We start from the raw sequence: 12,847 nt of genomic DNA on the forward strand, positions 1-12,847 counted from the left end.
ACTTAGTTTTCGTTTTTTTCAGGATTAGGAATGTAATCTAATAAAAGACGCTGGTTTGGATTAAGGTATTTTTTTGCAACGGCCTGAATTTCTTCTCTGGTGACAGAACGGTAGATGTCAATGTCACTATTGATAAGATTTACATCTCCATGAAGTAAGTAATATTTGGCCAGGTTTTCGGCAATTCCCTCTACGCTTGAATTTTCATTGATATATTGATTTTCAAATTGGTTCAGTAATTTTTGGTAATCTCTCTCGGAAATTAAATTGGTTTGAATTTTCACTATTTCTTCGTCAATTTCTTTCAGTAAATCTTCATTGGTAAAATTAGTCATAGGCAGACCATATATAATGTACATGCCGTAATCCTCCTGATTAAAACTCACAGCTCCAATCTGTAATGCTTTTTTCTGATCGTCAACTATTTTTTTATATAGTTTTGAACTTTTTCCGTCACTTAAATAAACGGAAATAAAATCCAGAACACGGGCGTCTCTGGTTTTCATTGAAGGAGTCCGGTATGCAGCTACAAGCATCGGGATCTGGATGTTTGGGTCGATATGAGTAGCTTTGATAGTTTCGGTTATTGGTTTTTCAACAAATGTTTCTCTTTTTATCGGAGCCCCTTTTTTAATCGGTCCAAAATATTTCTGAACCCAATCTTTGGTTTGTTTTGGTTCGAAATCTCCGGCAATCACCAGAACGGCATTGTTAGGGACATAAAATTTTTCATTAAAGGCTTTAAAATCTTCCAGTTTGGCCGAGTTTAAATGTTCGGTAGAGCCTATAGTGGTCCAGCGGTAAGGATGGTTGATGAACAGGTTTTCTTTAACAGCCTGGATTATTTTGCCGTATGGCTGATTGTCATAACGGGAGTTTTTTTCTTCCTTAATTACCTGTTTTTGGGTGTCAACACCAATTTGATTAATCACGGGATGCATCAGTCTTTCAGATTCCATCCATAAAGCCAATTCTAAATTATTGGAAGGAAAAACTTCATAATAATAAGTACGGTCATCTGAGGTGTTAGCGTTGTTTACGCCGCCATTGGCAGTAACAATATTAAACCATTCGCCTCTTTTAATGCTTTCAGTTCCTTCAAATAACAGGTGTTCGAAAAAATGTGCAAATCCTGTTTTGTTAGGGTTTTCGTCTTTAGAACCCACATGGTACATTACCGAAGTGATTACCACCGGAGCACTGTTGTCCTGATGCAGGATAACGTGCATGCCATTATCTAAATCATATTCTTCGAAAGCTATTTTTTGAGCAGAGGCGACACCGCCAAGGAAAAGTGCAGTACTTATTGCCATTATTGTTTTTTTCATATTAAGATTAATAAAAATAAGGTTGCAATACTTTAATGAGTAATATTGTTTCTCCAAAAATACTTTTTTTTAGTATTGGTTGTGTAGTGTGGTTTTTTTTAACAGAAAAATAAGTTGTAATCCGGTTTCTAAAGTATTGAAAATAAAGTAAAAAAGAGAATAAAAACTTTTTTAAATTTAGGGATTGTGTGATAAAAAAATAATTGTATATTTGCAACCTTAAAAATCAATAAATCAATTTGGTATGTATGCAATCGTAGAGATAGCAGGGCAACAATTTAAAGTAAGCAAAGACTTAAAGGTTTATGTTCACCGTTTGTCTAACGAAGAAGGATCAAAAGTTTCTTTTGATAAAGTTCTTTTATTAGATGACAATGGGAATGTAACTTTGGGCGCCCCAGCTATAGAAGGTGCTTCAGTAGAAGCTAAAGTGTTACAACACTTAAAAGGAGATAAAGTTATCGTTTTCAAAAAGAAAAGAAGAAAAGGATACAAAAAAAGAAATGGTCACAGACAATATCTTACTCAAATTGTAATTGAAGGTATTACTGCAGCAGGTGCTAAAAAAGCGGCTTCTAAAAAAGCAGCAGCTGAAGCAACTACAGAAACAGCTGAAGCTCCAAAGAAAAAGGCAGCTAAAGCTAAAAAAGAAGATACTCAAGAATAATAACAATATTAAAACTAAAACATCATGGCTCACAAGAAAGGTGTCGGTAGTTCTAAGAATGGTAGAGAATCAGAATCAAAACGTTTAGGTGTTAAGATTTTTGGAGGACAGGCTGCTATCGCAGGGAACATCATCGTAAGACAAAGAGGTTCGAAACACAATCCAGGTGAAAATGTTTACATCAGTAAAGATCACACCCTACACGCAAGAGTAGACGGAATTGTTAAGTTCCAAAAGAAAAGAGACAACAAATCATACGTTTCAATCCTTCCGTTTGAAGTAGAAGCATAATTGATTTTCTCAATTTATTTAAACCTGTTAGCGACGCTAACAGGTTTTTTTTGTGCTTAAAAGTTACTGATTCAATCAAATGGTTTTATAAAATATTTTAGCACAGAAAATCTATTTGGTTAATATCTTTTGCAAAAGCAATATTGCTAGTTAGCTATTGAATCTGGTATTTTTAAGTTAAGCAGTTACAGAGTTTCCTGTGTAGTATAAACAACAAATCCCCTGCTTAATTTAAAAACAAGGGGATTTGTTGCAAAAACCTGAATTAATAATTGTTTTAATCCATTGGGCCTCCGCGTCTCTCGCCTCCAAATCCTTCCGGACGTTCCCCTCTGCCTGTATTTCTGTTTTTTCCGGGAGCTTTTCCGGCAAAGTTTTGGATTTTATAGGTCAAAGAGAACATAGCATAACGTCTCAATACAGTATTTTCGTTATCGCTAACCGATGTAGTCGAAATACTTCTGGTAATACTCTGATTTTGGTTTAAAAGGTCATATACTTTTACTTTAGCAACAAATGCTTTGTTTAAGAAGGTATACGATAAACTGGTATTCCATAAGTAAAAACTTTGATTGATAGAATTGTAAGTATATCCAAAATCATTACCCCAAATCCAGTTAGCAGGCCAGTAGCTTGTAGTTTGAAGGTTAAGTCTGTGAACCACATTAGATCTAGCGTTTAGAGTACTAATGTCGTAGTTTGTTTCATTGTAAGAGAAATTATAAGAAGGAGCAATGGTAAAAAATTCGCCATAATCATAATTAAGATATACTCTTGGAGAAATTCCGATAGCTTTAGCTCCGTATAAAACACCGTTAGTAAAACCTTTGGAGAAGGAATGATTAGCATTTAAGGCTATTCCGTAGCGTAATAAATTACCTTCTTGTTTGATGGATTTATTCCAGCTGGCACCTGCTGAAATCGAATAGGTACCTGAAATGTTTTCATAAGAAGTCCGTCTGTTGTTGTCTTCATCATATATAGAAGTAGTGATTACATCATTATTATAAAAATTACTGTTAAGATATAAATTGTAACCGGAACGGGTACGGAAATCAAAATTTCTATAGTTAATATTGGCACTATGTGTTTCTGTAGGATTTAAGTTTGGGTTTCCTGTTACTGTGTTTAAGGTATTTGATACGTTCTCTATAGGAAGTAACTCTGATGCTGAAGGCAGAGACTGACTGTAATTGTATCTGGCTGTGAAAAATTTAGAACGGTCTATTCTGTACCGGATTTGTGCGCTGCCAAAAGGCAGAACATACTTTTTATTTAAATCAATTGTTTCTCCTTTGTAAAAAGAGTGGTTGTCGTATTGTACAATTGATGTTGTAGAATTGACGTCAAAAGTAAATTTGTTTTTTTGAAATCGTATACCGGCTTTTGGAGCAATACTATTTTGTTTAGAAGTCAGGTAAGTGGTTTGTTCCTCATTTAAGTTGGTATATACATCATTTCCGATATCATCATAGGTTTTGTTATCGTTAATATTGTTTTGAAAATTATATTCCATACCTATTTTAAAACGAATAGAATCGGTTACTGGTTCAGTGTACTCAATTTCGGCAGAATAAGAGTCGCTAATGCTGTTGTTTTTAATGTTTTGATCCCGAATGACTTGTCGGTCTGTTATGTAATAATTTGTTTCTGATTGATTAAAGTTGTTCGAATTTGAATTGTTATTGCTGTTGTTGAATACAAAACTCAGGTTTCTTGCTCTTTTCTCGAATGTTTTATTAAAGTTAATGGAATTGCTAAAGCTGTTGGATTCATTTCTGTTTTCGGATTTAGAGTACGCATCATTAGTTAATGTGCCATCTTCTGCAGTTGTAGTGCTGTTAGATTGAGGATTGCTTTCTGATGTAGAAGTGCTGAATCTTGGCGCAACAAATAATCGTATGCTAGGCGATATTTTATATTCTAATTCCACATTCGCCTTATTGCTGTTGTTTCTGTTGTCTGTTATAGATTCAGAAACTGTGTTGAAATTTCCGTCAGGTCTAAAATTAGTCGAGTTAGATTTATTTATGTTCTCCGTATGAGTATCAGTATAATTGTAATTGGCGTTTACCTCAAAATCTTTAAATAATTCATCAGAATAATTAAGTCCTAATAAATTTGATGTGGTAATACCATTGGCCTGACTCCTGTTAACAGTTGAGCCTCTACTGTTTCTTCCGCCGCCCATATTGTCAAATACTTCGTCTTGAGAAAAACCCTGAGCATTAATATTATTAGAGGAGCCGAGCAAACTTATTTTTCTGTTGTTATTAAAATAGTTTACGATAAAGCTGGATTCATAACGATCATCGGTACCGTATCCGCCAAGGAATTTTCCAAAATAACCTTTGTTTTTTTCTTCATCAATAGTCAGATTGATGCTGGCATTGTCTGAAGCTGCCTGATCTTTAGAATATTCTTCTTTTTTAGTTTTAAAGTCAGAAACCTGAATTTTATTGATGATTTCAGCAGGCAGATTTTTTAAAGCCATAGCACCGTCGCGGTCAAAAAAGGGCTTCCCGTTTACTAGAACCTGAGTCACTTCTTTTCCGTTGGCAGTAATTTTACCATCACTATCCACTTCGAGTCCGGGAAGTTGTTTTAGCAGTGTTTCAACATTCGAATCCGGACGAACCTTAAATAAAGCAGCATTGTATTCTATTGTATCATTTTTGACTCTGATTGGTGGAGCTTCTCCTTTTACAACCACTTCGTTAAGTGTATTGGTTGATTCAGCAAGATAAATGTTGCTGAAATCCTTGTTAGCGGTAAGGTCTTTTTGTTCTTCAGTAAAAGTTTCAAAACCTACATAAGTAACTTTTAAAAAGACAGGTTTGTCATTTTTTTTAACTGCAAAATTAAAATCCCCGTTTTTATCTGTAAGGGTATATTCCAAAATAGTCGAGTCTTTTACTGTCGTAATATATACTGTAGCAGACTCCAGCGGAAGTTGTGTGTTGATGTTGAGTACTTTTCCTTTTAAAGTATAGCTTTGGGCATTAGCGTGAAAAGAAAATGCAAGTAAAAATAGAAATGATAAATATTTACACATGATAATTTGGTTAAACTGAACATAAGATGTTAATTAGAAGAAAAGGTTTAACTGCAAGTGTAAATTTTATATTTATTTTTCCCGGATGCTAGTGAATGGTCGTAAAAAAACCCTCGCTCCCGAAACTTCGGGACAGCAAGGGTTCTGCTTTATTAAAAAAAAAAGACTAATCACTATTGACTAGTAACTAATCACTAATCTAATATCTGTAATATTCTGGTTTGTATGGACCTTCAACTTCAACACCAATATAAGCCGCCTGGTCAGGACGTAAAGTTTCTAACTCAACACCTAATTTAGCTAAGTGTAAAGCTGCTACTTTTTCATCCAAATGTTTTGGTAACATATAAACGTTGTTTTCATATTTATCAGAGTGATTCCATAATTCAATTTGGGCTAAAGTCTGGTTGGTGAATGAGTTACTCATTACAAAACTTGGGTGACCTGTAGCACAACCAAGGTTTACTAAACGACCTTCAGCCAAAATGATGATATCTTTTCCATCGATTGTATATTTGTCCACCTGAGGTTTGATTTCGATTTTAGAAGCACCGTGGTTTTTGTTCAACCAGGCCATATCAATTTCGTTATCAAAGTGTCCGATGTTACAAACAACCGTTTTATCTTTCATTTGCTCGAAATGCTCTCCAAGAACGATATCTTTATTTCCTGTAGTAGTAATGATGATATCAGCATTAGCAATTACAGTGTTTAATTTCTTCACTTCATAACCGTCCATTGCAGCTTGTAAGGCACAAATTGGATCGATTTCAGTAACTGTTACAATAGATCCTGCACCTCTGAAAGAAGCAGCAGTCCCTTTTCCAACATCACCGTATCCACAAACGATAACTCTTTTTCCGGCTAACATCAAGTCAGTTGCACGACGAACAGCATCTACAGCAGATTCTTTACAACCGTATTTGTTGTCAAATTTAGATTTAGTAACAGAATCGTTAATGTTAATTGCAGGCATTGGTAAAGTTCCGGCTTTTACTCTTTCGTACAATCTGTGAACACCAGTTGTAGTTTCTTCAGACAATCCTTTGATTCCAGGAACCAATTCCGGGTAACGGTCAATAACCATATTAGTTAAATCTCCACCATCATCAAGAATCATGTTTAATGGTTTTCTTTCTTCACCAAAGAACAGAGTCTGCTCAATACACCAGTCAAATTCTTCTTCATTTAAACCTTTCCAAGCGTAAACTGAAATTCCGGCAGCAGCAATAGCCGCAGCAGCCTGATCCTGAGTAGAGAAAATGTTACAGGAAGACCAGGTAACTTCAGCACCAAGAGCAATTAAAGTTTCAATTAAAACTGCAGTCTGGATTGTCATATGCAAACATCCTGCAATACGAGCACCTTTCAATGGTTGTTCGTCTTTATATTCAGCACGAAGCGCCATTAACCCTGGCATTTCAGCTTCAGCCAGTTCAATTTCTTTTCTTCCCCAGGCGGCCAGAGAAATGTCTTTTACTTTGAAAGCCACATAAGGCGTAGTCGTTGTACTCATTTATAGTATATTTGTAATTATAAATTTTTTGCAAAATTACGTAATAACTTATTATATAAAAAGGATTCGCAAACATTTATGAAATGTTTAATGTCTTAATCTTTTGAATATTAACTGAATAATTTATTTTAGTAAAGAGCTTATTTCGTTTAGAAGCTATTCCCGTTATCCGCTGTATCTTTTACTCCCTAAAGAAAGGAGTAAAAGGATGCCGCTACTACCGGGGCTAGAAGGACAGCTGAGTTAAGAGGCAAAACTCATAACTCATAATTCATAATTTAAAAGAATGCCTTTATACAAAAAAATACAATTTAATAACAACACTCAAATTTATATTTGGAAAATCACTGAATCCTACGAACAATTGTTTGCAGAAGTTAGTTTGACTACTACATGTCAATTGCGAATTAAGGGCATGAAATCAGAATTGCATCAACGCGGTTTTCTAAGTGTCCGAAAATTATTAAATGAAGCAGGTTATACCGATTTTGACTTGTATTATGACGAATTTGGGAAGCCACATCTTCAGGATGGTAAACATATTTCAATTACTCATTCTCATGAGTTTTCATCGATTATTATCAGTAATGAAACCGTAGGAATTGATATCGAATTGCAAAGAGAAAAAATTATTCGCATTGCTGACAAATTCTGTGATGCAGAATTTCAATACTTAGACCGGGAAAAAACAGCCGAATACATAAAAAAACTCACGGTAATCTGGGGAGCTAAAGAAGCTATTTTTAAAATCAGAAACGAAAAAGGAATCAGTTTTAAAGATCATATTGCAGTCGGGGCATTTAGCTTAAATCAAACCGGGACTACTGCGCATTTAAACTTTGGAGGATTACAGACACAATTTGATATTTATTTTGAAGAAGTGGAAGACTTTACACTTGTTTACGCATTAGAGCAAGTGTAATTTTTTTTATAGTTGCTGGTTTTTAAGTTTTCTAAAAAAAATTACTGGAGTCAGGTAGTTTCTTAAGAGATTTTTAAAAACGCTTAATTTTTTTTCACTGGTGTATCGGATTCTTTTAATCTGTTTTTAAACATATTAAGATAAAGGAAACTACCCATTTTGCGGGCTCTTCGTTTCAGGATTGCTGCATTTTCTCCTTCAAAATGTTCGTCTAAGGTCTGAAACCAGTGATTGAGCCAGATTCCAAACTCATTAGCACTAATTTTTTCTTCAAAATGAGAATCTACTTCATTATGCACTGCATGAGGGTTTCCTTTGTATTTCTTAACCGCAAACAAATTGGTTTCCCAAAAATCAGTCAGTTTTTCCAAATGTGCATCCCAATCTTTTATCATCGTATTAAAATAAAAACCAATTTCTTCATCTGTTCTTATTTTAGCATAGAACTGATGTACTAAAAATTTGACATCAGTTCTGCTTTCTATTTCTTTCATATCAGGCTATTTATGATGATTAATAAAATACTTAAAAACACACTGCTGATAATTAAATTAAAAACGGTTCTATGACTCAGTTGTGCGAGAATAGAAGTGTTGGCAAAAATATTAGCAAATACAATAATTGCCAGTTGAACCATTTGGACTACAGATGTGCCATTAGAAAGTATAAACATCGCTGCTGTAGCTCCCAGACAGCTTTGTCCGATTATAGCCATAGTGGCAGAACCAATGTAACTTTTGTTGAAATTTTCGAATGTTGTGTTATAAAGTGTCATGATATATTTGTTTTATAGGACAAATTTACCACGATAAAACACCTCAGTTTTATGACTAAAATCATAAAACAAAAACTTTTTTAGCGGTATACTTTTCGGTTGATAATTTTTAAACAGCCTTTTTTTTCTAATGATTTTATAGCTCTGATAACCGTTTCTACTCTTAGACCTGTTAGATCAGCTAATTGCTGACGGGTAAAATTAATCAGAAAACCGGCTTCTTCTTTTTTAAAACGGAATTGTTCTATTGAATAGTCTATTAAGCGTAAAATCCGGTGTTCCGGATCCTGAGAAGAAATTTCGGCAGCCATAACCGATTTATAATACAGTCGTTGCGATAAATTTTTAATTATTTTTAAACTAATCTCGGGATTGTTTTTAAGTAATTCCAGAAACTTGTTTTTTGTGATTGAAATTATTTCACAGTCAGTTACTGCGACAGCATTAGCAGGATAGGCCTGATTTATAAAAAGTGGCGGTTCTCCAAAACACTGATCCTGATGAAATATTCCCTGAATAAATTCTTTGCCTTCATCATTATAATTATTCATCTTAACTTCACCTGAAATAATTTGATAATAATAGGCAGGCTGATTGCCTTCTTCAAAAATAAGTTCTCCATTTTTGAAAAGTTTTTTTATTCCGCCATATGCTTCCAGTATTATTCCGGCAATCATTGTAAAATTTTAAGACATCTAAAAGGCTTACAAATATAATTGTTTAGAAATAGTTCTTGTGGTGTAAAAACTTTTTACTTTTACATTCTCATGGAAAAAGCAACAATCTATAAGGAAATACAGCTAGCTAAAGCTGCTAATCAAAAATTATTAGCCATTCTTCTGGATCCGGATAAAATAATTTGGGAAAAATTAGATAGTTTGATTTTTAACATAAATCAATCACCGGCGACTCATGTTTTTATCGGCGGAAGCCAAGTAGAAAGCAACATTTTAGACGATTTGATTGTTAGAATAAAACAAAATTGCATTTTACCAATCGTTCTTTTTCCGGGGCATCCTTCGCAGATTTCTAAATATGCGGATGGAATTTTGTTTTTATCATTGATATCCGGAAGAAATCCGGATTACCTGATAGAACATCAGCTTAATGCCGTACCAGTTTTAAATAAAACACAACTCGAAATCATTTCAACGGGCTATGTTTTGATAGAAAGCGGACACGAAACCGCTGTAGAACGCGTTAGTAAAACGAAGCCTTTGGACAGAAATAATCCGGAATTAGTTTTGCATACTGCTCAGGCCGGAGAAATGCTGGGTAATAAACTGATTTATCTTGAGGCCGGAAGCGGTGCTAAACAGGCAGTTCCATTAGAAATGATAAGCCGGGTTTCTAAAAATATTCAGATTCCCTTAATTGTAGGTGGTGGAATTGTTGATTTGACGGCTATTGAAAAAGCCTATCAGGCAGGAGCTGATTTAGTGGTAATTGGAACTGCTTTTGAAAAAAATGCTGATTTTTTTAACACTAAAATTAAATTATAAATGATAGATTTTTTTTTCGCACAATACGCGAATTATCCTGCGTCAGAAATTGCACTGGAATTAATGGGAGTTTTTTTTGGATTGGCCAGTGTATGGTTTGCTAAAAAAGATAATATTCTGGTCTTTCCCACAGGGTTAATTAGCACTTTTATTTATGCTTATTTGTTGTGGAAATGGGAATTGCTTGGTGATTCTATGATTAACGGTTATTATTTTATAATGAGTATTTATGGATGGTATCACTGGACCAGAAAAAAAGGCGGAGAAGAAGAATTTCCTGTTTCTTTAATAACCAAAAAAGAAAAAAGTACTGCAGTTGTTATTTTTATATTAACTTTAGTTTTTGTGTATCTGGTGTATCAGTATTTTGATAAATTTATTAACTGGTTCAATTATGTAGATACTTTTTTAACCGCAACTTTTTTTGTAGGAATGTGGTTAATGGCAAAACGAAAAATAGAAAACTGGATTTTTTGGATTGTAGGAGATTTCATTTCAATACCTTTGTATTTTTTTAAGGGATATACCTTTACGGCTTTGCAATATTTAATTTTTACAATTCTGGCGATATATGGCTATTTAGAATGGAAAGAAATTTTAAATAAAAAAAAGACTGAAAAGGGCCTCTTTTTTAATGATGCTTTATAATAAATATATGAGTGAAATTACTGTTTCCGGGTTTGAAAGATCTAAATTAATTAATGAGTTAAAAAGAGTTAAAAGTATGGGGTTTTCAGATCAGGATTTTGAACAAATCAATGAACACGGTGTTTTATTAGAAGATATTAAAAAGCAACTGGCAATTTTTAAAAGAGGAATTGCTAAAATGGAATTAATAGAAGCTGCAACCGTAGGAAATGGAATTTTAAAATTAACTCACGAAGAATTTGTTGAGAAAGCAGTTTTTTTTGATGAGCATAAAACAAATCTTAAATTATTAAAATTTGTTCCTGCATCAGGGGCTGCAAGCAGGATGTTTAAATTCCTGACCACATTTATGAATGAATATGATATTGATAAAGAAAGTATTAATGCTTATATCAATAGAAAAAAAAATACGAAGCTGCGTGTTTTTATTGTGGGGATGGAGAAGTTACCCTTTTTTGAGATTATTTATAAAAAATTAAAAGAAGAACATCCGGATTTTGACTCTTTTTCCAGAGATTACAAAAATTATTATTTTATAAAATTCATGTTGGATGCCAGGTATTTTGATTTTGCATCCAAACCTAAAGGAATTTTGCCTTTTCACAAATATGCTACTACAATTGCTACACCTATAGAAGAACATTTATATGAATGTGGTTATTATTCCAGCAGCAATAACCAGTCATACCTCCATTTTACAGTTTCAGAAGAACATCAGGAACATTTTGAACAGATTATAGATAGAGTAAAAGACAAGGTAGAAATAGAAACTCAAACCAGTATTAATGTCACTTATTCGTATCAGGATAAAAAAACAGATACTATTGCCGTAACTATGAATAATAAGCCTTTTAGAAAGGAAAATGGCGAATTGCTTTTCAGACCGGGTGGACATGGAGCTTTGTTAGAAAATTTAAATCAGCTTGATGCCGATATCATTTTTATTAAAAATATTGATAATGTAATTCTGCATAATAATGATACGATAGCACTTTATAAAAAAGCACTTGCCGGCATTCTGTTAGAGCTGCAACAGGAAATATTTGCCTGCCTGAATCTAATTGACAGTTTTACTGCTACAGATCATCAGATAGAAGAAATCAAGGTTTTCCTGAAAGAAAAAATAAATATAGAAGTCAAAGCAGATTTTGATTTATACACTTTCGAAAATAAAATCAAAGTGCTGAAAAGCATTCTGAACCGTCCCATCAGGATATGCGGAATGGTTAAAAATGAAGGGGAACCTGGTGGAGGACCTTTCTGGGTAAAAAATGGACACAAAGAAATTTCATTACAGATTGTAGAATCTTCGCAAGTAGATTTAAGCAATAAAAAGCAGGTTAATATTATGAAACATGCAACTCATTTTAATCCTGTGGATTTAGTTTGTGCCACAAAAAATTATAAAAATGAAAAATTTGATTTACATCAGTTTGTAGATCAGGATAGTGGTTTTATTGTAGAAAAAAATTATTTAGGAAAAGATATTAAAAGCTACGAATTGCCTGGTTTGTGGAACGGAGCAATGGCAAACTGGCTGACTGTTTTTGCAGAAGTGCCTCTGGTTACTTTTAATCCGGTAAAAAATGTAAATGATTTATTAAAAGAGGCGCATCAGTCTTAAAAAAAGATGGAAATTCAAAAAATTATATCAGAGTTACATTATAAGGCGGTCAGAAGCAGTGGTGCAGGCGGTCAAAATGTAAATAAGGTTTCGTCTAAAGTGGTGCTGTCTTTTGATTTGAAAAACTCGCAGGCATTATCAGAGGAAGAAAAAACGTTGTTAGAAACAAATCTTTCTTCAAGATTGACTACTGATGCAGTTTTGATTCTAAATTGTGATGAAGACAGAAGCCAGCTAAAAAATAAAGAAATAGTTACCAAACGATTTTTGGAACTAATTAAAAAAGCATTGATTGTTCCTAAAATCAGAAAAGCAACTAAAATTCCTAAATCAGTAATTAAAAAGAGAATTAAAGACAAAAAGAATCTTTCGGAAATAAAGAAAACTCGCAGAAAGCCAGATTTTTAGGATCAAGATTTATAGAATTAATTATTAAAAAAATTAAATCTTTGTTCTTAATTTTTTTATCTTAATTCTTTTCTATCTTTGCGCCGTCTCAAAGGGGTGCTTAAATCTGAA

13 protein-coding genes are annotated in these 12,847 nt (G+C 33.5%); 7 read left to right on the forward strand and 6 right to left on the reverse strand.

Annotated elements, in window-relative coordinates:
• Positions 1-2: 2 nt before the first annotated feature.
• A complete protein-coding gene (locus ACSV4D_RS00250) occupies positions 3-1,328 on the reverse strand; it encodes a M16 family metallopeptidase (RefSeq protein ID WP_439226710.1) in 1,326 nt (441 codons plus the stop codon).
• Positions 1,329-1,572: 244 nt separating this feature from the next.
• Between ACSV4D_RS00250 and rplU the strand changes: the two genes are divergently transcribed.
• A complete protein-coding gene (rplU, locus tag ACSV4D_RS00255) occupies positions 1,573-1,995 on the forward strand; it encodes a 50S ribosomal protein L21 (protein ID WP_408080826.1) in 423 nt (140 codons plus the stop codon).
• Positions 1,996-2,019: 24 nt separating this feature from the next.
• A complete protein-coding gene (rpmA, locus tag ACSV4D_RS00260) occupies positions 2,020-2,286 on the forward strand; it encodes a 50S ribosomal protein L27 (protein ID WP_073241682.1) in 267 nt (88 codons plus the stop codon).
• Between the two features lie 277 nt (positions 2,287-2,563).
• Here the strand turns inward: rpmA and ACSV4D_RS00265 are convergent, their stop codons facing one another.
• Both ACSV4D_RS00265 and ahcY read right to left on the reverse strand, forming a co-directional pair.
• Positions 2,564-5,341, reverse strand: coding sequence for an outer membrane beta-barrel protein (locus ACSV4D_RS00265; protein WP_439226711.1), 2,778 nt, complete (start codon positions 5,339-5,341; stop codon positions 2,564-2,566).
• Positions 5,342-5,540: 199 nt separating this feature from the next.
• Entirely contained in the window at positions 5,541-6,857 is a 1,317-nt protein-coding gene (gene ahcY, locus ACSV4D_RS00270; protein ID WP_439226712.1) for an adenosylhomocysteinase, read from the reverse strand.
• A 286-nt stretch (positions 6,858-7,143) separates the two neighbouring features.
• Between ahcY and ACSV4D_RS00275 the strand changes: the two genes are divergently transcribed.
• A complete protein-coding gene (locus tag ACSV4D_RS00275; RefSeq protein ID WP_439226713.1) occupies positions 7,144-7,779 on the forward strand; it encodes a 4'-phosphopantetheinyl transferase family protein in 636 nt (211 codons plus the stop codon).
• Positions 7,780-7,862: 83 nt separating this feature from the next.
• Here ACSV4D_RS00275 and ACSV4D_RS00280 read toward each other — a convergent pair whose 3' ends face one another.
• The 3 genes from ACSV4D_RS00280 to ACSV4D_RS00290 form a co-directional block, all read right to left on the reverse strand.
• On the reverse strand, positions 7,863-8,273 hold the full coding sequence (locus ACSV4D_RS00280; protein ID WP_439226714.1) for a group III truncated hemoglobin: 411 nt from the start codon (positions 8,271-8,273) through the stop codon (positions 7,863-7,865).
• Entirely contained in the window at positions 8,270-8,554 is a 285-nt protein-coding gene (locus ACSV4D_RS00285; protein ID WP_408080831.1) for a hypothetical protein, read from the reverse strand. The genes ACSV4D_RS00280 and ACSV4D_RS00285 overlap by 4 nt, the downstream gene beginning before the upstream one ends.
• Positions 8,555-8,634: 80 nt before the next feature.
• A complete protein-coding gene (locus ACSV4D_RS00290; protein ID WP_408080832.1) occupies positions 8,635-9,231 on the reverse strand; it encodes a Crp/Fnr family transcriptional regulator in 597 nt (198 codons plus the stop codon).
• Positions 9,232-9,321: 90 nt separating this feature from the next.
• Between ACSV4D_RS00290 and ACSV4D_RS00295 the strand changes: the two genes are divergently transcribed.
• From ACSV4D_RS00295 to arfB, 4 genes are read left to right on the forward strand one after another with little or no spacing between them, the layout of a single operon-like run.
• Positions 9,322-10,056, forward strand: coding sequence for a geranylgeranylglyceryl/heptaprenylglyceryl phosphate synthase (locus tag ACSV4D_RS00295; RefSeq protein WP_439226715.1), 735 nt, complete (start codon positions 9,322-9,324; stop codon positions 10,054-10,056).
• Entirely contained in the window at positions 10,057-10,704 is a 648-nt protein-coding gene (gene pnuC, locus ACSV4D_RS00300) for a nicotinamide riboside transporter PnuC (protein ID WP_439226716.1), read from the forward strand.
• A 7-nt stretch (positions 10,705-10,711) separates the two neighbouring features.
• Positions 10,712-12,328: a DUF4301 family protein gene (locus ACSV4D_RS00305; protein ID WP_408080835.1), complete on the forward strand. Its 1,617-nt coding sequence runs from the start codon at positions 10,712-10,714 to the stop codon at positions 12,326-12,328.
• A 6-nt stretch (positions 12,329-12,334) separates the two neighbouring features.
• On the forward strand, positions 12,335-12,736 hold the full coding sequence (gene arfB, locus ACSV4D_RS00310; protein WP_439226717.1) for an alternative ribosome rescue aminoacyl-tRNA hydrolase ArfB: 402 nt from the start codon (positions 12,335-12,337) through the stop codon (positions 12,734-12,736).
• Positions 12,737-12,847: the final 111 nt, after the last annotated feature.

The sequence above is a fragment of the Flavobacterium sp. ARAG 55.4 genome, assembly GCF_051846875.1.
In the GTDB taxonomy this organism is placed as follows: Bacteria; Bacteroidota; Bacteroidia; order Flavobacteriales; family Flavobacteriaceae; genus Flavobacterium; species Flavobacterium plantiphilum.

Coding starts and splice junctions, on each gene's coding strand:
- arfB (WP_439226717.1), top strand. CDS start 12,335: ATGGAAATTCAAAAAATTATATCAGAGTTACATTATAAGGCGGTCAGA.
- ACSV4D_RS00305 (WP_408080835.1), top strand. CDS start 10,712: ATGAGTGAAATTACTGTTTCCGGGTTTGAAAGATCTAAATTAATTAAT.
- rpmA (WP_073241682.1), top strand. CDS start 2,020: ATGGCTCACAAGAAAGGTGTCGGTAGTTCTAAGAATGGTAGAGAATCA.
- ACSV4D_RS00250 (WP_439226710.1), bottom strand. CDS start 1,328: ATGAAAAAAACAATAATGGCAATAAGTACTGCACTTTTCCTTGGCGGT.
- ACSV4D_RS00295 (WP_439226715.1), top strand. CDS start 9,322: ATGGAAAAAGCAACAATCTATAAGGAAATACAGCTAGCTAAAGCTGCT.
- ACSV4D_RS00290 (WP_408080832.1), bottom strand. CDS start 9,231: ATGATTGCCGGAATAATACTGGAAGCATATGGCGGAATAAAAAAACTT.
- ACSV4D_RS00265 (WP_439226711.1), bottom strand. CDS start 5,341: ATGTGTAAATATTTATCATTTCTATTTTTACTTGCATTTTCTTTTCAC.
- ahcY (WP_439226712.1), bottom strand. CDS start 6,857: ATGAGTACAACGACTACGCCTTATGTGGCTTTCAAAGTAAAAGACATT.
- ACSV4D_RS00280 (WP_439226714.1), bottom strand. CDS start 8,273: ATGAAAGAAATAGAAAGCAGAACTGATGTCAAATTTTTAGTACATCAG.
- rplU (WP_408080826.1), top strand. CDS start 1,573: ATGTATGCAATCGTAGAGATAGCAGGGCAACAATTTAAAGTAAGCAAA.
- pnuC (WP_439226716.1), top strand. CDS start 10,057: ATGATAGATTTTTTTTTCGCACAATACGCGAATTATCCTGCGTCAGAA.
- ACSV4D_RS00285 (WP_408080831.1), bottom strand. CDS start 8,554: ATGACACTTTATAACACAACATTCGAAAATTTCAACAAAAGTTACATT.
- ACSV4D_RS00275 (WP_439226713.1), top strand. CDS start 7,144: ATGCCTTTATACAAAAAAATACAATTTAATAACAACACTCAAATTTAT.